The sequence below is a fragment of the Streptomyces prasinopilosus genome, assembly GCF_001419695.1.
Lineage (GTDB): Bacteria > Actinomycetota > Actinomycetes > Streptomycetales > Streptomycetaceae > Streptomyces > Streptomyces prasinopilosus.
The window spans coordinates 1-19,655 of sequence record NZ_LIRG01000085.1; the positions used below are offsets into that span (position 1 = coordinate 1).

The window sequence follows — 19,655 nt, forward strand, 5'->3', positions numbered from 1 at the left end:
CCGCCCCGTACCCGGCGGAGCGGTCACCGGCGGCTTCGCCCTCGGCCTCGTTCGCTGCCGCCAACGCCCTCAGGTCCCAGGCGAGTTCGTCCTCCGGGTCGTCCTGGGTGTCGGCCAGGTAGTGGGCGAGTGTGCAGCGGTGCAGGGCGTCGCCGTGGAGACCGATCTCCGCCCACAGCCCGAGGAGACGGTGCCTCGCCTCCTCCCGGTCCCCCGCGTGGTGCAGCATCACGACCTGCCCGATCCGCGTCAGTACGGAGTCCGGCGTCGCCTGCTTCTGTCCGTCCGCCACCACGCCCTCCGTACCGCTCACCGGATCGTCGGTGCCGACGCTACGGCAGGCGGGGACGATCCGGGGCGAACCGCCCCGCGACGCACCGGACCGCCCCTGCCACCGGGAACCGGGCACGCCCGGCCGGCGGGCGTCAGCCCAGGTTCGGGAGGGTCCAGTCGATCGGCTCGTGTCCCTGTGCCGCCACCGCCTCGTTGATCTGCGTGAACGGGCGGGAGCCGAGGAACTTCTTCGCCGACAGCGGCGACGGGTGCGCCCCCTTGACCACCGCGTGACGGCTCTCGTCGATCAGCGGCAGCTTCTTCTGCGCGTAGTTGCCCCACAGGACGAAGACCGCCGGGTCGGGCCGGTCGGCCACCGCGCGGATGACCGCGTCGGTGAACCGCTCCCAGCCCCGCCCCTTGTGCGAGTTGGCCTCGCCGCCGCGCACCGTGAGCACCGCGTTGAGCAGCAGCACGCCCTGTTCGGCCCACGGCATCAGATAGCCGTTGTCCGGGACGGGGACACCCAGGTCCGCGTGCAGCTCCTTGTAGATGTTCCGCAGGGACGGCGGGATCCGCACGCCGGGACGCACCGAGAAGCACAGGCCGTGCCCCTGGCCCTCGCCGTGGTAGGGGTCCTGCCCGAGGACCAGGACCTTCACCCTGTTGTACGGCGTCGCGTCGAGCGCGGCGAAGACCTCCTCGCGGGGCGGGTAGACGGGGCCCTTCGCCCGCTCCTCCTCGACGAACTCGGTCAGCTCCTTGAAGTAGGACTGCTGCAGTTCGTCGCCCAGAACCCCGCGCCAGGACTCGGGCAGCATGGCGGTGTCGGTCACGTCATCGTCCTCACGATCGCGGTCGCTTCCAGGCCTCAGAACCTACAGGCGACCAGTGACAATCGGCTCCCTCGACCGGCTACCAGCTGGTCTTGCGGGAGAGCTGCCACATCATCATGATCGTCGACGGGTCCAGCGCCCGCTCCACGCCCGAGATGTCCCTGCTCACCGCGACGTACTGCCGGCCCTGCCACAGCGGCAGCAGCCGCGCGTCGTCCACGAGGATCCGCTGGGCGTCCTCGAAATCCTTCACGACGTTGCCGCGGTCGCTCTGCCGGCGGGACCGGGGCAGCAGGACGTTGCTGATCTCCCGCGCCTCGTAGGGCGTGCCGAGCGCGTTCTGTTCGCCGACGAACGGGGCGATGAAGTTGTCGGCGTCCGGGAAGTCGGGGGACCAGCCGCGCCCGAACACCGGGTACTCGCCCTTCTGGTAGCCGTCGACGTACGTCTTCCAGGGACGGCTCTCGAGGGTGATCTCGAACAGGTCGGAGGCCTCCAGCTGGTGCTCCAGCTCCTGGAACTCCAGCTTGGTCTCGGAGCCGTAGCGGTCCGTGGTGTACCAGAGGGTGAGCGGCACCGGCGCGGTGATGCCCGCATCGGTGAGGATCCGCCGGGCCTTGTCGACGCTGGGGTCGCCGTAGTCGTCGAAGAAGCCGGTGGTGTGGCCGGTCAGCCCCTTGGGGACCATCGAGTACAGCGGGTCGACGGTGTCCCGGTAGACCTTGTGCGCGATCGCGCTCCGGTCGACGATCTGGGCGATGGCCTGGCGCACCGGCTTCTTGCCCGCCCAGGGGTCCTTCGGGTTGAACACCAGGTAGTTGATGCTGGTACCGGTGCCCTCCACCAGCTTGATCTCCTCCTCCTTGGAGGCCTTGCCCTGGAACTCGACGACGTCGTCCGCGGCGAGACCCCGGTAGGTGAGGTCGATCCCGCCCCCGCGCAGTGCCTCGACCATCTCGGCGGAGTCCTGGAAGTAGCGGATCGTCACGGCACTGTTCTGCCGCTCGGCATAGCCCTCGTACTGCTCGTTCCGGACGAGCCGGACCTCCTTGCCCTCCTCGTACGACTGGACGTCGTAGGGCCCGGAGCCGACGATGCCGGAGTCCTCGCGCAGGGCGCCGGCCGGGTAGGCCTTCGGGGAGACGAGCGACAGGGCCGGTGTGGCGAGCACGAACGGGAACGTCGCGTCGGGCTTGTTGAGGTGGAAGACCACTTCGCGGCTGTTCGGCGCCTGCACCCGGTCGAGGCTGCCCAGCAGGCCGGCCGGACCGCCGTTGACGTTGATCTTGCGGATGCGGTCGACGGAGTGCTTGACCGCCTTGGCGTCGAGCGCGCTGCCGTCGGAGAACTTCAGCCCCTCACGCAGCTCGCAGCGGAACACCTGGTGGGAGTCGTCGGAGAACTCGCAGGCCTCGGCGGCGTCCGGCTGGGGCGTGCTGGCGCCGACCGGATAGCTCAGCAGCGTCTGGTAGATGTTGCGGAACAGCTCCCAGGAGCCGTCCCAGGAGGCGGCGGGGTCCAGGGTGCTCGGCGGGCTGGTGGTCCCCACGACGATCGGCTTCCCGTCCTCCGCGGTGCCGGACGTCAGCACACCGCAGCCGGTGGCCAAGGACGATATCGACGCGATGGACGCGATGACCGCGACCCCCCGCAGGCATCGGTTCCGCTTGAACACGCGCACGCTCCTCGATCTGCCGTCCCAAGAGTCGGCAGACGATACCGCGCCGTTCCGCTCCCGCACCCTCCTTCTCATGCCCGTTGAGATCAACTCGTTGTAGATCAACTTGTCACTCTGCGTTGACTACGTTGTCATCGGTCCACCCGTCTCCGAAAACGCCGGTACGGGCGCCGTTTCGTCAACGGACGCCCGTACCGGAATCCTCGTGGTCCGCCCGCGGCGGCTCCCCGCGTGCCGGGGCGCCTCGCGCGAGGGCCCCTCGCGGCGGGCTCAGCCCACTCCGGCGTTCAGGAGGATGCCGCCGTCGACCACCAGGGTCTGGCCGGTGACCCAGTCGGACTGGTCCGAGGTGAGGAACGCGGCGGCCCCGCCGATGTCGGCCGGCACACCGAGCCGGCCCAGCGGATAGGAGGCGACGACCTCCTCCTCCCGGCCCTCGTACAGCGCCTGGGCGAACTTGGTCTTCACCACGGCCGGGGCGATCGCGTTGACCCGGACCAGCGGCGCGAACTCGTGCGCCAGCTGCCCGGTCAGGTTGATCAGCGCCGCCTTGCTCACGCCGTACGCGGCGATGAAGGGCGAGGGCGCGACGCCCGCGAGGGAGGCGATGTTGACGATCGCCCCGCCGTTGTCCTTCTGCCAGGCGTGCCAGGTCCGCTGGGCGAAGCCGAGCGCCGAGATCACGTTGGTCTCGAACACCTTGCGCGCCACGTTCAGGTCGAGGTCGGCGATCGGCCCGAACACCGGGTTGGTGCCGGCGTTGTTGACGAGGAAGTCGACCCGGCCGAAGGCCTCCATCGTGCGCTCGACGGCGACGGCCTGGTGCTCCTCGTCGTGCGCCTTCCCGGCGACGCCGATGACCCGGTCGGAGCCGAGCTTCTCGACGGCCTCCTTGAGGGTGTCCTCGTTGCGGCCGGTGATGCAGACGCGGTCACCGCGTGCCACCAGCGCCTCGGCGACGCCGAGCCCGATGCCGCGGCTGGCCCCGGTGACCAGGGCGACCTTGCCCGAGAGTTCCACTGAAGTCATGTTCCCTGTCCCCTAGTCGTGCCTTGTCGTCCCCGGGGCCGCCCGCGGGCGGCCCCGGCCGTCCCGGGCCGCGCGACGCGGTCGTGCGCGGGCGTGAGCGGTCCCGGGTCCCGGTGTCCCTCAGTCGAGCGGTCCGCCGGCCACGTACAGCACCTGGCCGGAGACGAATCCGGCGGCCTCGCCGGTGAAGAAGGCGATGGCGTTGGCGATGTCCTCCGGCTCGCCGACCCGGGCCACCGGGATCTGGGTGGCGGCGGCGGCCTTGAAGTCCTCGAAGCCCATGCCGACGCGGTCGGCGGTGGCCTTGGTCATCTCGGTGGCGATGAAGCCGGGGGCGACGGAGTTGGCGGTCACGCCGAACTTGCCGAGCTCCTTGGCGAGGGTCTTGGTGAAGCCCTGGAGGCCCGCCTTGGCGGCGGAGTAGTTGACCTGTCCGCGGTTGCCGAGCGCGGAGGAGGAGGACAGGTTGACGATGCGGCCGAAGCCGGCGTCCACCATGTGCTTCTGACAGGCCTTCGACATGAGGAAGGCGCCGCGCAGGTGCACGTTCATGACCGTGTCCCAGTCCGAGGCGCTCATCTTGAAGAGCAGGTTGTCGCGGAGCACGCCCGCGTTGTTGACCAGGATGGTCGGCGCGCCGAGTTCCTCGGCGATCCTGGCGACGGCGGCCTCCACCTGCGCCTCGTCCGAGACGTCGCAGCCGACCGCCAGCGCCGTGCCGCCGGCGGCGGTGATCTGCTCGACGGTGTCCTTGCACGCGCCCTCGTCGAGGTCGATCACGGCGACCGCGCGGCCCTCGGCGGCCAGTCGTACGGCGGTGGCGGCGCCGATACCGCGCGCGGCACCGGTGACGACGGCGACCCGCTGCTGCTCAGTGGTGGACATCGCTGCTTCTCCTCGACCTTGGGATGCGGCTCCTGCGACCCGCCCAGATGGGTGAGCGACCGCTTAGTACCTTCAGCAGACGTGACGCTAGAAGCCACGGCACCCGGTGTCAACGGTCCGCCCTGCCGTGTGATCCATTCCCCGGTCCGCCGGCCCCCGGACGGACTGCTCCCACCCTGCGCCGTCCCCGGCGCGGAGCCCGTGCTCATCACCCGATCGGCCCACAGTCGCGCGCCCCGGCACGGGGGCCCGCCTAGCCTCGAAGCGCGAGCCATTCGTGGCCGGAAAGGAGGCGCGTCATGCGCCGACGCACCGGTGCCCTCGGCATACTCGTCGCGCTCGCCGCGGCACTGCCGGTGGCCCACACCGCTCACGCCCAGGACCTGGACTGCACGGACTTCACCTACCAGGAGGAGGCACAGGCCCTGTTCAACCTGGACCGGAGCGATCCCAACCGGCTCGACGGGGAGCAGGGCCCCGACGACGACGTCGCCTGCGAGGCGCTCCCCCGCCGCGCCGACACCCTCACCTCCTCCACCAGCGCACCCCGTCCTCCGGCCACCACGTCCGCGGCTCCGACCGCACCCGTCCCGTCCACGATCGCGCCGACACGCGGTGTGGAGGGCGGACTGGGCGGCTCGTCGGCCACCGGACCGAGCGCCTGGGACACGGGAGTCGGCCTGGCCTTCGCGGCCGGCGCCCTCGCCGCGACCGGTTACCTGGTCAAGCGCCGGCGCGGCTGACGCGCGGGCCGCCCCCGCGGCCGTCCGACCGCCGTACTCCGCCCCGCTCCCGAGAACCTGGGGGCGGCGGGCCGCCGCAGCCTCCTGCCGCGGCGGTCCGCCGTGGTGGTCCACCGCGGTGGCCCGCCCTGACGGTCCGCCGTGCGGCCCGTTACGGGGGGCTCCGTGCCGGCCCGTCGGGTCAGCGCACGAGCAGGTCGAGCAGCCGCCGCACCTCGGCCGCCGGATCGGCGGTGAGCCCGGTGTGCACGGGACCGGGCTGAACGATGGTGGAGCGCGGGGCGATCAGCCAGCGGAAACGCCGGCCGGCGTCGTCGTGGGCGGCCTGCCCCGCCGCCTCCCCGCCCGCGCACACCCCTTCGACGGCACGCAGCGCGGCCCGGACACCGGCCAGGTCCACGTGCGGGTCGAGCGCCAGCAGCCGGGACGCGTCGAGGTGGGTGCCGGCCCCGACGAACGCCGCGTGACGGCAGTACACGAGCACCCCGGCGTTGACGCACTCCCCCCGTTCGACCCGCGGCACGACCCGCAGCAGCGCGTACTCGAAGACGTGCCGGCCGGGCCGGCCGGCCCCGTCGCGGTGGTCGGTCCGGTCGCTGCGGTCGCTCACTGGTTCTCCTTCTCCCCGATGCCGTGGACGCGCTCGTGGACGGTGGCCGCGCGGGCGAGCAGGGCGCGCGCGTAGGCCAGCCGGAGCTCGTCCGGCGTGCCGAAGCCGGGCTCCCCGGCCAGCCACACGTCGGGGATCTCCGCGGTGACCTCGGCGAGCAGGTCCTCGGTGACGCGGGGCGCGAGGTCCGCCGCCGCGGCGGCCACGTCCGGTGCGAAGGTCTTCAGGACGTGGTCGGAGGCGTCGTAGGGCCGGGCGACGGAGCGCTCCGCGCCGGGCCAGTTGTGGTGCCAGATCATGGTCGCGCCGTGGTCGATGAGCCAGAGGTCACCGCCTCGGCGGAGCAGGTTGGGGTTGCGCCAGGAGCGGTCGACGTTGTTCACCAGCGCGTCGAACCAGACGACCCGCCCGGCCTCCTCGGGGCTCACCTCGAAGGCGAGCGGGTCGAAGCCGAGTGCGCCGGAGAGGAACTCCATGCCCAGATTGGTGCCCCCGCTGGACTTGAGGAGCCCCTGGACCTGTTCGTCCGGCTCCCCCAGCCCCAGGACCGGATCGAGTTCGACCGCCGCCAGGCGTGGCACCCGGAACCCCAGCCGCCGGGCGAGTTCCCCGCAGACGACCTCGGCGACGAGTGTCTTGCGGCCCTGTCCCGCACCGGTGAACTTCAGGACATAGGTGCCGAGGTCGTCGGCCTCGATCAGTCCCGGCAGCGAACCGCCCTCGCGCAGGGGCGTGATGTAGCGGGTGGCGGTGACCTCGGTCAGCATTTCGCCAGGCTACGCGATCCCCTGGCCTTGCAATCCATGACCTCTCCAAGACCCCCGTGTCCCGGGACGCCGGCCACGATCGGCCCCGGGGTGAACCTGGGGAGTCCCGGCCGGCGCGCTGATCTCCCTGCTCCCCTCACGTCACGGGCCCGTAGCGCCGTCTCCAGCGACCACGCCTCTCGGCGTTCCCGCGATACCCCGGGCCGGCGCACGGACTTCGCGCGCATCGGGTTCCCGGCGAGACGCTTGCCGTCGACGGCCGCCTCGGAATGCCGGACAGCCCGGACAGAACGCCGCGCCGGTGGTCGACCGAGGAGACGGTGGTCTCCCAACTTCGCGTGGACGCACGCAGCTCTGCCTCCGTGATGCCCCTGAGGGGGAGGTGACCCGGATGCGGAACGATGTGAAGCCGGGCTTTCCGCTCCGGGTTCTGCTGACCCTTCGGAGCACCTCCCCTGCCCGGGGCCCCATGCATCGTGATGCGGTCGGCCGGCGTGAGGGATCCGTCACGCGGGTCCACGAACTTCCCGCGCCCCTCGTCCGTGGCCGACCGCCGAAGCCACGCCTCGGCCGGCACCTTGGTGCCATGCATCTGAGCGGAGCCATCCTCCTGCTCACGTTCTTGGTGCCGCCGTTGTGGATGCCGGACGCCGGCTGCGCGACCCCGCCGGGCGATCCCACCGCAGATGCTCCCTTCGTCCTCCTCGTCGCTGTGCCGCCGGCATGCGCAAGCTTCCATGTGACGGTGCGGATCCCGGCTGGGCTTCCGGAAGGCTGGGCAGAAACCGCACGCCCCTGGTCGAGTACGCGAGCGCGGTCACTGCGGAGTCTGCTGTGCGAAGGACTCGACCAAGGCCATGTAGTCGGCCAGGAACGTGTCCGCCCATTGCGGCTCGAACAGGGAAGCATCGGTGCGCAGTTCCACCAGAATGCGTTCCCGCTCGTCGCGCACGAGCAACCGCACCCCGCCCCGGGGCACCTCGTTGCGCGGGATCCGCACCATCGTCACCCGCAGCCCCTCACGGGTGAACGACCAGGCCTCGCCCGCCTCCGACACGTCGAAGTTGACGTACTCCGGCACCGCCCCGGGATCGCCCCCGTGACGCGCACCATAGCGCGCGGGGTCGAGTTCCCGGGTCATCAGGGCGTGCGGCAGTTCCTGGTGCCTCAGGGCGCCGAGGAGCGTTCCGGTCTCGCGCCGTACGAGCTCCGTGAAGGGCGGCGCGTCACTGAGATCGGTGCGCAGGACGCACGGCGTGGCGAAGTAGCCGACCGAGTGCTGCACCTCCCGGCGATGGCGGTTGCTGATCGAGCTCATGATCGCAACGTCTCCGGCCCGGTCCGGGGGCAGACCGAGTGCCAGACGGTGCCGGCGCATGGTCTCTTTGAGAGCGGCGGCGAATACGGCTGTCGAAGTGGCGCGCCGCTGTCGTACGGCCTGCCGCAGTCTGTCGCACGAGGACGGCTCGATGGCGGTGCGGCGTACCAGGAGCCGAGCGCCCGTCGCGGGCCGGGCCCCGGCGGCCGCGTCGGGGGCACGCAGGTGGGAGGGGGGAATGGCGCCGACCCCGTCGAGCTTGCGGCGCCAGTACGCCAGGAGGCGGTCGAGGGTACGCCCTCGCAGATGGAGGCGTTCGGAGTGGGCGAAGTCGAGGAACTGTGTGGTGAGAGCGGGAAGTCGAGCCGTGTCCGCTGCATCCGCGGCGTAGAGCCGGAACAGGTCCTCGGCCATGATCCGGCAGGACTCGCCGTCGACGATGATGTGGTCCACCACGCATCCCACCAGGTGCAGCCCGGAGGAGATCCGGACGCACACCAGTCGGACCATCGGGCCTGCGGCCAGGTCGAACGGCGCCCCGGCCACCTCGGCGATCAGTGCCTGAGCGCGGTGGAGGCCGGTGGCGGGGTCGACGCTCCCGGCGTCGACGACGTGGAAGCCCGAGTCGTCGGGGGCGCGTACGGACACCCGGGGCCCGGATCCGTCGCCGTGGTCCGACAGCGCGGCACCCACCGGTCCCGCTCGGTGCTGCGGGAAGACGAGACGCAGGCTCTCGTGACGTGCCTGGAGGGCCAGGTACGCCTGCCGGAGCCGTTCCGTGTCCAGGGGGCCTTCGACGCGGCAGCCGAATGTCAGGACGTTGTTCTGGAGGTGCACGTTCCGCCCGGTGGCGAGCCGTTCCTCCTGGGTGAAGGAGGCCCGCGGTGCTGCCCCGCGGTCGGCTTCGACCAGTTTCATCGCGTACATGTGGATCCTCCCGAGCCGCGGAGCGCCTCCACGGCGTCGCGGGGGCGCGCCGCCCCCGCGAGGGCGGCGAGCAGCGCCTCGTGCGGGGCACGCAGGTACTCGGGGTCGAAGCCGGTGTCCCGCCACTGCTCATACCGGACACCGAAGCCCAGGTCGCACCAGAGGCGGGCGTTGTGCTCCTCGTGCTGCCCCGAGGGTTCGAGCAGCACCAGGGGCGTGGCGGACCACAGCGAGTCCAGGAGCGTGCCGCCGCCGGGTTTGCTGACGATCGCGTGCGCCTCGCGGGCCAGATCGAAGGAGGAGTGATGGTCGGTGCCGCGTCGGTAGTCCCATGCGCCGGGATCGCACGCCGGTGGGAGGAACCCCAGCGGCGGGTACCCGTCGTCGTGCCACGGGTGCCAGGACGGATCCATCATGTGCACGCGCGTCCCCGAAGGCGCGGCGGCCGCCTCGTCCGGCTCGTGCAGGACGAGGTCGAGAAGGTGCCCGGCAGCGGCGAGGTCGGCCGCGCGTTCGCGGTAGGTTCCCATGCCCCACCCGCCTCCGTGGACGAGGAGCCGCCCGCCGCGTCCGGCCCACGGCAGCGGCGTCTCGTGCGTGACCGGGATGGTGAAGGGCAAGTCACCGGTGGCCGACGAGGCGAGCCGGATCACCTGGGTGCCGCCCGCCGTGGGGTCGGCACGGCGGAACGAGGGGGAATCGACGGAGTCGACGTGACAGACCGTCACATCCGGCAGCCGCCGCCCCATGGTCGACAGGCGTCGCAGCGGGTCCAGCCAGAATCCGGAGAACACCACCACCCGCCGCACACCGAGCCCGGTCCAGCGCCGGTGCAGCGCGACGAGCGCGGCGTCGTCGACGGCCCGGGACGGGTCGGAGGCGAGGCGCTGACCGGCCCGGGCGACACGGAAATCCCGGTGGAACACGCTCCGGGAGGCCTCGATCGTGCGGAGCCGGTCATCCGGAAGCAGTCGCTCCAGCACCTCCACCGAGGCTTCAACGCCCCGTTCCCGGAGACGGGAGGCGAGCAGCAACCCCGGCACGTGGACACCGAGGGCCACACCCGAGGTCAGTACCGCGATCACCGTCGGCCCGCCGGGGCGGAGGCCACCGCGTCGAGGCTCGCCGTCAGGCGGCCCCCGACGTGCCTGCGGGTCCACGCCAGTTGTTCGGAGGAGTAGCGTCGGGGCACGGCCTCGACCAACATGATCAGGTACAGATAACAGCGGTACAACTCCAAGCGGAGACGCACCGAGGCGGTGAACGTGGCATCACCCCCGGCCGCCGCGTACCCGGCGAGGAAGTCGGCGTCCTTCTCGATGTCGTCGAACAACGAGAGCGAGACGAACTCGGCGACCGGATCGCCCCAGAACATGCGCTCCGCGTCGATCACTCCGCTGAGCCCTCTGGCTCCCTCGGCCCCCTGGAGCAGCAGGTTCCCCTGCCACAGGTCGAAGTGGACGAGAGCGGGACGGGTCACCTCGTCCAGCACGTCCCCGGCCGCGGCGATCACCTCCCGCACCTCCTCGACGGATCGAGGCAGTTCCACACCGTAGACCGCCGCGTCGTCCAGAACGGCGTCGGTCATGGCGGTGAAGGCGCCCCTCCAGTCGGCGGCCGCCGGGCCGAACGGCCGGGCGGGATAGCCGAACTCCGAGCCCGTCACGGTGTGCAGACGGGCGACGACCTCCCCCAGCTCCCGACGCGACCGCGCCCGTTCACCGGGCGTCAGGGACGCGTCCGCCTCGTGCCACGGGACGCCGGGGCACTCGGTCATGACGAGGCCCGACACGACCGGCGGCTCGGCCGAGGTCTCCACGTGGACCAAGCGGGGGACCGGCACCCCCGGCACATCCCGTACCGCGGTGTAGTACGCGGCCTCGCCGCGCAGCAGATCGTGCTCGTACCGCAGCGTCGACCCGCTGCGCGGGGACGGCGGACGCTTCACGATCCACCGCCGGCCGTCGCGCAGCACCACCCGCAGCAGGGAGTTGTACGTGCCGCCGCTCAGCGGCGCGCACTCCACCACGTCCGCCGGTGCGACCGCGACCGCCGACAGCAGGGCGGCGGCCGCCGGATCCAGGTTCTCAGGGCTCATGCGGTCTCCTCGTCCGAAGACACCGGCGCGACCTCTCGCCGCGCCGTTCGGTGTATGCGCTCCATCGTGGCGATCCTGGGCCGAGCCGCTACCGACTGGGCCCCCCAGTGCCCCGCCCGGCCGTCCAGGAGGTCGACCACACGCCTCAGCTGCTGCTCGTAGTACGCGACCGGCTCCGTACGGATGATCTCCGTGTGGCCCGTCGTGGTGCGCACGGCGACGTTCAGCGGTACCGCTCCCGCGGCGGGCAGCAGCACCCCGCGGACCCGGACGCGCGCCTGGTCGAACGTGAAGACGTGCTCGGCGAGGTGACGTCCGCCGAAGGAGCACGACAGGCGTGCCGTCACCCCTCCCCGCAGCGGCAGTTCCGCCTCGAAGGCGTGGTCGGCCCCCGCAGGCTCCGAGCACCGGGCCGTGCCGGTGCCGCCGGCCGCGGGCAGCCCGACGACCTCCTGGAGCGCCTGGAGCCAGTAGCTCGCCGAGTCCCTGAAGATGCCGCCGCCCAGCTCGGGCCGCAGGCGGTAGCCGCCGGATGACGGCGTCCGGAACCCGAACCGGCTGTGCACGTCGTGGAGCCGACCGAACCGGCCCGCGTCCACCATGTTCCGTACGACGGCGTGCCAGGGGTGCCGGAGGGTGGGCAACGCCTCCAGGACCTGCCCGCCGCCCCGGCGCTCCGCGCTCCGCAGGTCGTCGCACTCCGCGAGACCCAGGCACAGCGGCTTCTCGACGAGCGCGGTCTTGCCCTCGGCGACGGCCCGCCGGGCCCAGTGCGCGTGCGCGGAGTTGTGCAGCGAGACGTAGACGACATCGATGTCCGGCGCCGTCACCACTTTCTCGTAGCACGGGAGCACCTTGACGCCGTGCCGCTCACCGAACGCCGCCGCACGGTCCCGGTCGGAAGCCGCCACGGCACGCACAGTGATGTCGCGGCGTCCCCGGCTCGTCGACATCACCGCACGCTCCGCGATCCCGGTGGCGCCGATGAGCCCGATACCCCAGGTCACGTCGCCCCCACGAGGGTCACGCCCACCGACGAGGCGACGGACCGGGCACTCGCCCGCAGGGAGTCGAACGATTCCGGCGCGCAGAGAGCCGTACAGATCAGCCGCCCTCGTGGGGCCGCGAGCGAGCCGCTCACCAGGGGGAGAACACCGGGGGTGCTCCCCCCCTCGTACAGCAGCCCCTCGGCACGCAGTGCCTCCAGGAAGCGGTCCGCGGTGAAGCCGTCCGCGACGGCCGCGTCCTCCTGCCACAGATGGCTGCGCAACCCGTGCTCCCGCACCCGCTCGTCGAGCCCCAGGTTCAGAGATCCCATGGACATACGGGCGTTCACCTCCAGCACAGGGACCCAGCTTCCGTCCCGGAGCGTCATGGAGTCGATGCAGACGGGGCCGAAGTACCCCTCCCGCGCCAGTTCACGGGCCACCGTGTTCACGGCCTCCGCGTGGGTGGGAGACCGCGGAGTGCTCGTGAGGGCGCGGGACGCGGGCCCGGACACCTCGTGGCGATAGCCTGCGTTGACCAGGCTCTGCACCCCGAGCAACTGCCAGGATCCGTCGGGGTCGATGCGCAGGTGGCTGGAGAAGTCCGCCTCCCGGTCGTAGCGCGGCTGTACCACGAACTCGACGCGCAGCCCTTCTTCTTCCTGGCCCCGCAGGTGCTTCACCAGCCGGGCCAGCCGCCGTTGTGAAGTGACTTCGAAGGTGCCTCGGCCGGCCACCCCGTAGGTGTCCTTGACCAGGACGACCGAACATCCCTCTTCCGCGTCCGACCGGACCGCGGTCTCCAGTTCCGCCGCCGAGCGCACGACGCGCCCCGCGCCGGGTAGCCGGTGACGGGCACCCAGTCGGCTGGACCACGCCTTCCCGTTCACCCTGGCCACGGACTCCACGGGCGGTACGGTGCCCGCGTGCCCGGCCGACTCGGCCAGGCCGACGGTCGTGGGGAGGACCGCGTACGGACGAAGCGTGCCGAACTCGCCGACCAGTAGCGTCAGATCGGTGCTGTCCAGAATCCGGTGCTCCACGTCGGCCGCCTCGTCACGGTCACCCGCGTGGCGGTGCGCGCACCCGAACCCTGCGTCCTCCAGGGCGTGGCGCTGAGCCGGGCTGACCGGCTCCCGGGTGATCAGCAGATCACCGGGGGCGGCGGCGGCGAACAGCGCCTCGTCCATGCGGGCCACGAGACGGTCGGCCGCGGGATCGGCCAGCTGCGGCAGGGACGCGAGGTCCTTGGGGCGCCAGTGCCGTTCGGCGTCGAACGATCCGAAATGCACTGTCCCGCTCCGGGAAGGGCGTGCGCGGTTCACTTCTCGCCGACCAGCCGTCCGAGAACCTCGGCGGTGAAGTACCGTACCGACCGCAGGTGGTCCAGGCTCAGCGTCTCGTAGTCCAGCTCGACGTCGAACTCGTCCTCGACGCGCAGCAGGAACTGGATGGCCTGTAAGGAGTCCAGCCCGAGTTCCTGGACCATGTCCGCGTCCACCGTGATCTGCTCCGGCGGGATCTTGCCCGCCAGTACCTCCGCGAGCACGCCCCGCACGCGGGCCTCGGTCTGGGTGAACTGGGTCGCGCTGCTCATGGAACGTCACACTCCGTTCAGGTAGAGAAGGATGCACTTGGAGCAGACCGGCATCATGCCGGTCTCGGCGAGGACGGAACGGACGCGGCGGAACCGCTCGCTCTGCCACAGGTCCACCGTCGAGGACTCGTAGAGGTTGCCCACCACGAACTCCGGAAAGAACTTGCAGGAACTGACGTTGCCGTCGGCGTGCACCTCCATCCGGTTGGTCACCGCGAGGCATCGGGTGCGTCGCTGCGCCGGCTGCGAGGTGCCGAGGATGAACGACTCGACCTCGTCCGCCTCCAGCTGCGGCTGGTAGCGCACCCGCGGCCGCCAGACTCGCCCGGCCAGCCGTGCCATGGAGTCGTGCAGTGCCGGCAGTAACTCATGAGGCAGCTGGTAGGTGTACGAGTGCCAGGTGGGGCGCGTGGTACCGGTCTGGGGCGACAGCCACGCGAAGTGCTCGCGGTAGACGGAGTCCATCGCCTGTGCCACCTCGGGGCTGATGTACCAGGGGAACTGGAAGTAGACGGTGTTGACGTCCAGCTCCTCTGCCCACTCCATGAACTCGTACATCCGGTGGACCGTCACGTGCGAGACCATGCAGGACAGGGACAGCTCGCCGTGGAACTCGCCCTTGCGCTTGAGGTCGAGCATGGTCTCGATGTTGCGCCTGGTGCGCTCGAAGGTCCCCCTGCCACGCAGCTCCTCGTGATCCGGACCGAGGCCGTCCAGGCTGACCAGGAGATTCAGGTTCCGGCCGATCCGCAGCAGATCGTCCATCCGGCGCTGGAACAGCAGCCCGTTGGTGCACATGTTGACCGTGCGCGGATAGCGTTCGATCAGGCGTGACACCTCGGTGAACCGACTGTGCATCAGGGGCTCACCGCCCCACAGGAAGAGCTTGCCCCGCACCGGCGCGGTGCTCCTCAGCACGTCCTCGACGATGGACAGGTCGAGTTCGGTGCGCTGTTTGTCGATTCCCCAGTCGCGGAAGAAGCCTTGCTCGTTCCACTGGTAACAGTGCGTGCAGCGGAGGTTGCACTTGTAGGTGAGCTGGAGGCTGACCTCGCGGGGGACGTCCGAGGCGTAACCGGTGTCCCCGCGCAGTCGGGCTCGCGACTGGGAGCGGATCGACACCGTGTGCTTGATGTCGGAGAACTCCTTGGCGGTGAGAGTACGGCTTGTCCGAGGGTGCATGCTGCTCCTAGGGCTTGCGTGTACTGATGGACGGGGCGCTCGGCCCCCGGGCGGGCAGTACGGCCGGCAGGCTGCGTACGGCGGGAATCGACAGCAGCACCGCACAGCCCGCCAACAGGGCTGCCGAGGACGTGAAGAGGACGGTCGCCGCGCCGGCCCAGGCCGCGGCCACTCCGGTGAGCGCCCGGCCGACGGGCATCAGAGCCATCGAGCCGATGACGTCGTATGCGTGGATACGGCTGAGTGCGTGCGCCGGTGCGTGGGTCTGGACCGAGGTGGCCCACACCACCGCCCAGTAGGCGTTGGCGGTCCCGCCCACCACCATGGCCGCCGCAACCAGGGCGACAGACAGGTCAAGGCTGATCGTGACCGGGAGCGGGGTGAAGCCGAGCAGAGCCAGCAGCCCCGTCCGGAGGGGGCGGCGGGGCGTGGTCCACAGAGCGATGAGCCCACCGAGGACGGCACCGAGTGTGAACCCCGACATCAGCCAGGCGTAGGCCGGGGCGCCGAACCGCTCGATGAGGAGGATGGCCTTGAGCACGTCGAACGGGCCGAACACCACCAGGCCGAACAGGGAGAACACGGAGACCACGGACCACAGCCAGGGCCGGGCGGTGAACTCGCCCCAGCCCTCCCGTAGTTCCCGCCAGACCTTCGGCGGGCCCGTGACGGGTTCGGAGTTTCCCAACCGGATGCCGGCCAGCATCCAGGCGCTCGCGGCGAACGTGCAGGCGTCCAGGGCGACGACGACCGCGGCGTCGGCGAGCCCGATGACCACACCGGCCAAGGCGGGCGCCGCAAGCGAAACGACCGACTCCACGGTACGGATCGTCGCGTTGGCCTGCCGTAACCGGCCTGGAGCCAACTGCTTGAGCATGCTGGCGATTCCCGGCTGGAAGAAGGCCTGGGACGCCCCCGTGACCAGGGACAGCACCAGGATCTGCCACAGGGAGGGACGCCCGGTCAGAAGCAGAACCGCCAGCAGCCCCTGAACCACTGTGCGGACGATGTCGGCGGCGACCATCGGGACCCTGGCGTTGAAGTGGTCGAGCAGCACCCCTCCGAACGGCATCAGCACCACCACGGGGGCCAGCGCCGCGCCCATGACCACACCGACCTCGGAGGCGCCGAAATCCTGCTGGATCATGGCGGCGGCCAACCCGATGGGGAAGACGGAGTCCCCGGCCCGGGAGAGCGCTCGGGCGATGACGAACTTGCGCAGTCCGGCGTCAGACCCGAGAACTCGCCTCATGCTGGGGTGGTTCGCCTTTCGTCTCCGAATGCGGAACGGCGGCCGCGCAGAGCGCCGTCCCGGTTTGCCCGTGACTGGACCGGCACGCTGTCCCGGAACGTCCCCGAAGCCCTTACAGGTCGACGGAGCGCAATTCAGGGAGGGATAACCAAAGCCTCGGACCCGAGCGCAGCGCATCTGCTCCCGACAGGCATCCCCGCCTTCCCCTCCGTCCATTCTCGTTTCCCCTGGGCGAGCCGGCACCCAAAGGCGCAGCGACTCCGGGGCGGCCCCTGCGAGGACAGGAGACTTTGCACCGCCTCGCCGAAGTCAACCGTGCCGAATTTTCAAAGTCAACACTGCGCCCACCGGCAGGGGCATTACGTCGAATCGGTTTCTTGCGGGAGCTTGAGCATGCCATCAGGGCTTCGGGTGGAACATCATGAGATGCCACCGCAAGAATCCCGCAGGGGGAGCATTTGCCCAAGCGCCCCCAGAGAGGCAAAGTTCGCATGCACCGGCAGGCCGCCCCGGAGTGACGCTCCCGTGAGGGAAATCGGCCTGCCGCGCCTGGGGCCGTCGAGCCCGTTGGCTGGGGCGGGTTCTCCGTGCCGTGCATGCCTTCCGGGCTGACTCTGCGGTCGCTTGACCGCGGGCGGCGACGGGGAGTCGCTCCCTCTCCGGGATCGATCGTCGAGCGGGAGCGGGCCACGGACACATCAGGATGAATCGACCGCAGAGAGGTGGCGTGAAAACTGTTGCCAAATTTCACGGAGACGATCTACGTTCTTGGTGAACCATTGCCGGAAGCCCTCCGTAGCGTCGATCTTTCCCTGGAGGAGGCGACACGTGAATTGTTCGGAGACGCTCACGCAGCCCCATCGGACTGGGAGGCTCAAGGAGGGCAGAGGTTCTGGTGATTTCAGTGCGACCCTCGACCGGTGGGTCAGCCGTCCATAACCCTCCGGCGAAGGCGGAAAAGAATGGCTGAAAGCGGAGCCATTTTGTCGGGTGCAGTATCAGTAGAGCGCTTCCGGACAGTGCGTGCGCCCATTTCTGAAGGGTGAAGGTCAGGGAGGGTCGGGCTGGAGTCCTGCCGTGATAGATCTTCGTCTGTTACCCAAGGCCCACCTGCACACCCACCTGGAAAGCACCGTCCGTGGCGCCACGATCCGCGAGCCGGGAGGCGAGCCGACCGTCCGGGACCGGCCGTTCACCGGTTTCCGGGAGTTCGCCTACCGGCGGTCCACGGTGCGCGCGCTGCTACGGGACCGTCGGCACTTCCGCCGCATCGCCGAGGAGTTCTGTCAGGACGAGGCGGCCCGGGGCGTCCGCTGCGCGGAGGTCACCTTCACCGCGGCGGCGCACGGCGAGCGCCTCGGCCGGCCGGAGATGCCGCTGGAAGCGGTGCTGGAGGGACTGGCCGCCGGCGCGGAGCGGTACGGCATACGGACTCGGGTGATCCTGGACCACTCGCGCCGCCGCTCCGTCGAGCGGCTGTGGCGCGGCCTCGAGCCGGCCACCCGGTACCCGCAGGTGATCGCCCTCGGCCTCGCGGGAGACGAGTCCTGTCCGGCGGCGCCCTTCGCCGAGGCGCTCCGGGCCGCCCGCGAGGCGGGGCTGCACCTGGTGCACCCTGCCGGGGAGACGGCCGGTCCGGCCGGCGTCCGGGAGGCACTGGCGGTGGGGCACGCGGAGCGGATCGGCCACGGCATCCGCGTGCTGGAGGATCCGGACCCGGTGGCCGAGTTGGGGAGGCCGTCCTGCCGGACGGCGGCGGGTCACCGCGGCGGCCGTTCGCCCCGGCGCTCGGTGGGCGTCCGGCCGGAGGACCGGACGTGGCCGGTGAGGGCGTCGGGTCCGGGGCAGTGGACCGGTACGGCTTCGAGCCGAAGCCGCTCGGTCCCGGTGGGGCTCTCGGGCCGGCGCGGGATCCATCCGGCGACGACGCGGAGTGACGGCGCCGCATCGCCGCGTGTCGGGGGCCCGCCGGGAGGGAAGGGCTGGTTCCGACAGCGAAACGACAGCTGGGGCTTACGCCCGTCCGACCGCGTACGGGCCAAGCTCGGCAGTGCCTGAACAGCACGGACCCGCCGACCGTACCTCTCCCCGGATCACGCAACCCCCGGAAGGGACACACCCGCATGACCAGCGCATCGCATCAGTTCGCGTCGGGACCGGCCCGTCGGACCGTCGTGGCGGCCGCCGGAGCGGCGGGCCTCGCCGTCGCGCTGACCGCCTGTGGCGGCTCCGACGACTCCTCCGGCCCGTCCGCGGACCCCACCGCCCCGGGCGGCTCCACGGACGGCGGTGAAGCGAGCGGCAGCGGTTCGGACGGCGGCGACGGCGCGTCCGCCGGTGCCGCGCTCGCCTCGACCGCCGACATCCCCGAGGGCGGCGGGAAGGTCTTCGCCGACAGCAAGGTGGTGGTCACCCAGCCGACGGCGGGCGAGTTCAAGGCCTTCTCGGCGACCTGCACCCACCAAGGGTGCGCGGTGAAGAGCGTCGCCGACGGAGTCATCAACTGCCCTTGCCACAACAGCAACTTCTCCATCGCCGACGGCAGCGTGCAGAGCGGTCCCGCGACCAAGCCGCTGCCTGCCAGGGAGATCACCGTCAGCGGGGACGCGATCTCCCTCGCGTGAGCCGTCGGCGCCGGACCGCGCGGCGCCGGCGGGTCCGCGCCGGTCGGCGCACCGGCCGCGGTCGCGGGGGGCGACCGGGGTCGGGGCGTGCCGGGCCGTCGCGGAGGTGCGCTCGGCGGGCGCTCCGCGCCGGCCTCCGTCCGCGGCCGACGGGTGAGGTCCGGCCGCCCCTGCGCGGAGGAGGAGGACGACTCACCCTTTTCTGACGTGATGCCAGAGGACTTCTCTGGCACGACGTGAGAGAAGAGGAGGCCGCATGACTGCCACGCAGCGCCGGGGCCGGAAGATCATGATGACGCCGGGCGAATTGGACGACTTCCTCACCACCCAGCGCACCTGCCGGGTCGCCACGGTGTCGGCCGACGGCGCGCCGCATGTGAGCACGCTCTGGTTCGCCTGGGACGGCACCTCGTTGTGGCTGTACTCCGTGGTGCGCTCCAGGCGCTGGGCGGACCTGCGCCGGGACCGGCGGGTGGCGATCGTGGTGGACACCGGCGAGGAGTACGACGAGTTGCGCGGTGCGGAGCTGTCCGGGCGGGTGGAGTTCGTGGGCGAGATACCGCGCACCGGTGAGCTCTGTGCCGAACTGGACGTTGCCGAGACGCTGTTCGCGCGCAAGAACTTCAACCTGGACGAGATGCCGCACGACGGCCGGCACGCCTGGATACGGCTGACCCCGGAGAAGACCGTGTCCTGGGACTTCCGGAAGCTGGGCGCACGGTAGCGGGCGGGGCGGGCCCCCGGTCCCGCCCAAGGATCCGGAGGCCCGAGGATCCGGAGGCCCGGGGGACCCGCCCCGGGCTTCCTTCCGCTCGCTCAGCCCTCGCGGAACCGTACGCCTAGGCGTACG

Annotated in this window: 18 protein-coding genes and 1 pseudogene; 4 read left to right on the forward strand and 15 right to left on the reverse strand. The window is 71.1% G+C overall.

Translation table 11 applies throughout. The features are described from left to right. From AOK18_RS05055 to fabG, 5 genes and pseudogenes are all read right to left on the reverse strand, one after another. Positions 1–292, reverse strand: a pseudogene (locus AOK18_RS05055) (hypothetical protein); the annotation flags it as partial. Positions 293–425: 133 nt separating this feature from the next. After that, positions 426–1,109 (reverse strand): uracil-DNA glycosylase, encoded by a 684-nt coding sequence (ung, locus tag AOK18_RS05060; RefSeq protein ID WP_055693518.1) that lies wholly within the window; start codon positions 1,107–1,109, stop codon positions 426–428. 79 nt (positions 1,110–1,188) lie between these two features. After that, the gene (locus AOK18_RS05065; protein WP_055574139.1) at positions 1,189–2,784 is read right to left on the reverse strand and encodes an ABC transporter substrate-binding protein; all 1,596 of its coding nucleotides are present in this window, start codon (positions 2,782–2,784) and stop codon (positions 1,189–1,191) included. A gap of 273 nt (positions 2,785–3,057) precedes the next feature. Continuing rightward, a complete protein-coding gene (locus tag AOK18_RS05070; protein ID WP_055574140.1) occupies positions 3,058–3,816 on the reverse strand; it encodes an SDR family oxidoreductase in 759 nt (252 codons plus the stop codon). A gap of 120 nt (positions 3,817–3,936) precedes the next feature. Further along, positions 3,937–4,701 (reverse strand): 3-oxoacyl-ACP reductase FabG, encoded by a 765-nt coding sequence (gene fabG / locus AOK18_RS05075; RefSeq protein ID WP_055574141.1) that lies wholly within the window; start codon positions 4,699–4,701, stop codon positions 3,937–3,939. A gap of 299 nt (positions 4,702–5,000) precedes the next feature. Here fabG and AOK18_RS05080 point away from each other — a divergent pair, with 299 nt between their 5' ends. Further along, positions 5,001–5,444, forward strand: coding sequence for a hypothetical protein (locus AOK18_RS05080; protein ID WP_055693519.1), 444 nt, complete (start codon positions 5,001–5,003; stop codon positions 5,442–5,444). Between the two features lie 181 nt (positions 5,445–5,625). Here AOK18_RS05080 and AOK18_RS05085 read toward each other — a convergent pair whose 3' ends face one another. The 10 genes from AOK18_RS05085 to AOK18_RS05130 form a co-directional block, all read right to left on the reverse strand. After that, positions 5,626–6,054, reverse strand: a complete 429-nt coding sequence (locus tag AOK18_RS05085; protein ID WP_055574143.1) for a DUF3037 domain-containing protein — start codon at positions 6,052–6,054, stop codon at positions 5,626–5,628. Beyond that, positions 6,051–6,821: a HipA family kinase gene (locus AOK18_RS05090; protein WP_055693520.1), complete on the reverse strand. Its 771-nt coding sequence runs from the start codon at positions 6,819–6,821 to the stop codon at positions 6,051–6,053. Before AOK18_RS05090 ends, AOK18_RS05085 begins: the two co-directional genes overlap by 4 nt. A gap of 817 nt (positions 6,822–7,638) precedes the next feature. Then, positions 7,639–9,066 (reverse strand): condensation domain-containing protein, encoded by a 1,428-nt coding sequence (locus AOK18_RS05095; protein WP_055693521.1) that lies wholly within the window; start codon positions 9,064–9,066, stop codon positions 7,639–7,641. Next, positions 9,054–10,151 carry a hypothetical protein gene (locus AOK18_RS05100; protein ID WP_055693522.1) on the reverse strand — a complete coding sequence of 366 codons (1,098 nt, stop codon included), beginning with the start codon at positions 10,149–10,151 and terminating at the stop codon, positions 9,054–9,056. Before AOK18_RS05100 ends, AOK18_RS05095 begins: the two co-directional genes overlap by 13 nt. After that, positions 10,148–11,164, reverse strand: coding sequence for a phosphotransferase family protein (locus tag AOK18_RS05105; RefSeq protein WP_055693523.1), 1,017 nt, complete (start codon positions 11,162–11,164; stop codon positions 10,148–10,150). The genes AOK18_RS05100 and AOK18_RS05105 overlap by 4 nt, the downstream gene beginning before the upstream one ends. After that, positions 11,161–12,171: a Gfo/Idh/MocA family protein gene (locus AOK18_RS05110; protein ID WP_055693524.1), complete on the reverse strand. Its 1,011-nt coding sequence runs from the start codon at positions 12,169–12,171 to the stop codon at positions 11,161–11,163. Before AOK18_RS05110 ends, AOK18_RS05105 begins: the two co-directional genes overlap by 4 nt. Next, complete coding sequence (locus AOK18_RS05115; protein ID WP_240503063.1) at positions 12,168–13,442, reverse strand: ATP-grasp domain-containing protein; 1,275 nt, start codon at positions 13,440–13,442, stop codon at positions 12,168–12,170. The genes AOK18_RS05110 and AOK18_RS05115 overlap by 4 nt, the downstream gene beginning before the upstream one ends. A 29-nt stretch (positions 13,443–13,471) precedes the next feature. Further along, positions 13,472–13,747, reverse strand: coding sequence for an acyl carrier protein (locus tag AOK18_RS05120; RefSeq protein WP_055693525.1), 276 nt, complete (start codon positions 13,745–13,747; stop codon positions 13,472–13,474). A gap of 6 nt (positions 13,748–13,753) precedes the next feature. Beyond that, positions 13,754–14,929 (reverse strand): radical SAM protein, encoded by a 1,176-nt coding sequence (locus tag AOK18_RS05125; RefSeq protein ID WP_055693526.1) that lies wholly within the window; start codon positions 14,927–14,929, stop codon positions 13,754–13,756. Positions 14,930–14,936: 7 nt separating this feature from the next. Then, entirely contained in the window at positions 14,937–16,181 is a 1,245-nt protein-coding gene (locus tag AOK18_RS05130; protein WP_055693527.1) for an MFS transporter, read from the reverse strand. A gap of 1,077 nt (positions 16,182–17,258) precedes the next feature. Between AOK18_RS05130 and AOK18_RS05135 the strand changes: the two genes are divergently transcribed. From AOK18_RS05135 to AOK18_RS05145, 3 genes are all read left to right on the forward strand, one after another. Then, positions 17,259–18,239 carry an adenosine deaminase family protein gene (locus AOK18_RS05135; RefSeq protein ID WP_240503064.1) on the forward strand — a complete coding sequence of 327 codons (981 nt, stop codon included), beginning with the start codon at positions 17,259–17,261 and terminating at the stop codon, positions 18,237–18,239. Positions 18,240–18,304: 65 nt separating this feature from the next. Then, positions 18,305–18,805: a Rieske (2Fe-2S) protein gene (locus AOK18_RS05140; protein ID WP_055693528.1), complete on the forward strand. Its 501-nt coding sequence runs from the start codon at positions 18,305–18,307 to the stop codon at positions 18,803–18,805. 256 nt (positions 18,806–19,061) lie between these two features. Continuing rightward, positions 19,062–19,529, forward strand: coding sequence for a pyridoxamine 5'-phosphate oxidase family protein (locus AOK18_RS05145; RefSeq protein ID WP_055572239.1), 468 nt, complete (start codon positions 19,062–19,064; stop codon positions 19,527–19,529). The last annotated feature ends 126 nt before the right edge of the window (positions 19,530–19,655 follow it).

Excerpts from the sequence above, each read along its gene's own strand:
- AOK18_RS05070 (WP_055574140.1), bottom strand. The coding sequence starts at position 3,816 with ATGACTTCAGTGGAACTCTCGGGCAAGGTCGCCCTGGTCACCGGGGCC.
- fabG (WP_055574141.1), bottom strand. The coding sequence starts at position 4,701 with ATGTCCACCACTGAGCAGCAGCGGGTCGCCGTCGTCACCGGTGCCGCG.
- AOK18_RS05080 (WP_055693519.1), top strand. The coding sequence starts at position 5,001 with ATGCGCCGACGCACCGGTGCCCTCGGCATACTCGTCGCGCTCGCCGCG.
- AOK18_RS05090 (WP_055693520.1), bottom strand. The coding sequence starts at position 6,821 with ATGCTGACCGAGGTCACCGCCACCCGCTACATCACGCCCCTGCGCGAG.
- AOK18_RS05095 (WP_055693521.1), bottom strand. The coding sequence starts at position 9,066 with ATGTACGCGATGAAACTGGTCGAAGCCGACCGCGGGGCAGCACCGCGG.
- AOK18_RS05105 (WP_055693523.1), bottom strand. The coding sequence starts at position 11,164 with ATGAGCCCTGAGAACCTGGATCCGGCGGCCGCCGCCCTGCTGTCGGCG.
- AOK18_RS05120 (WP_055693525.1), bottom strand. The coding sequence starts at position 13,747 with ATGAGCAGCGCGACCCAGTTCACCCAGACCGAGGCCCGCGTGCGGGGC.
- AOK18_RS05125 (WP_055693526.1), bottom strand. The coding sequence starts at position 14,929 with ATGCACCCTCGGACAAGCCGTACTCTCACCGCCAAGGAGTTCTCCGAC.
- AOK18_RS05130 (WP_055693527.1), bottom strand. The coding sequence starts at position 16,181 with ATGAGGCGAGTTCTCGGGTCTGACGCCGGACTGCGCAAGTTCGTCATC.
- AOK18_RS05140 (WP_055693528.1), top strand. The coding sequence starts at position 18,305 with ATGACCAGCGCATCGCATCAGTTCGCGTCGGGACCGGCCCGTCGGACC.
- AOK18_RS05145 (WP_055572239.1), top strand. The coding sequence starts at position 19,062 with ATGACTGCCACGCAGCGCCGGGGCCGGAAGATCATGATGACGCCGGGC.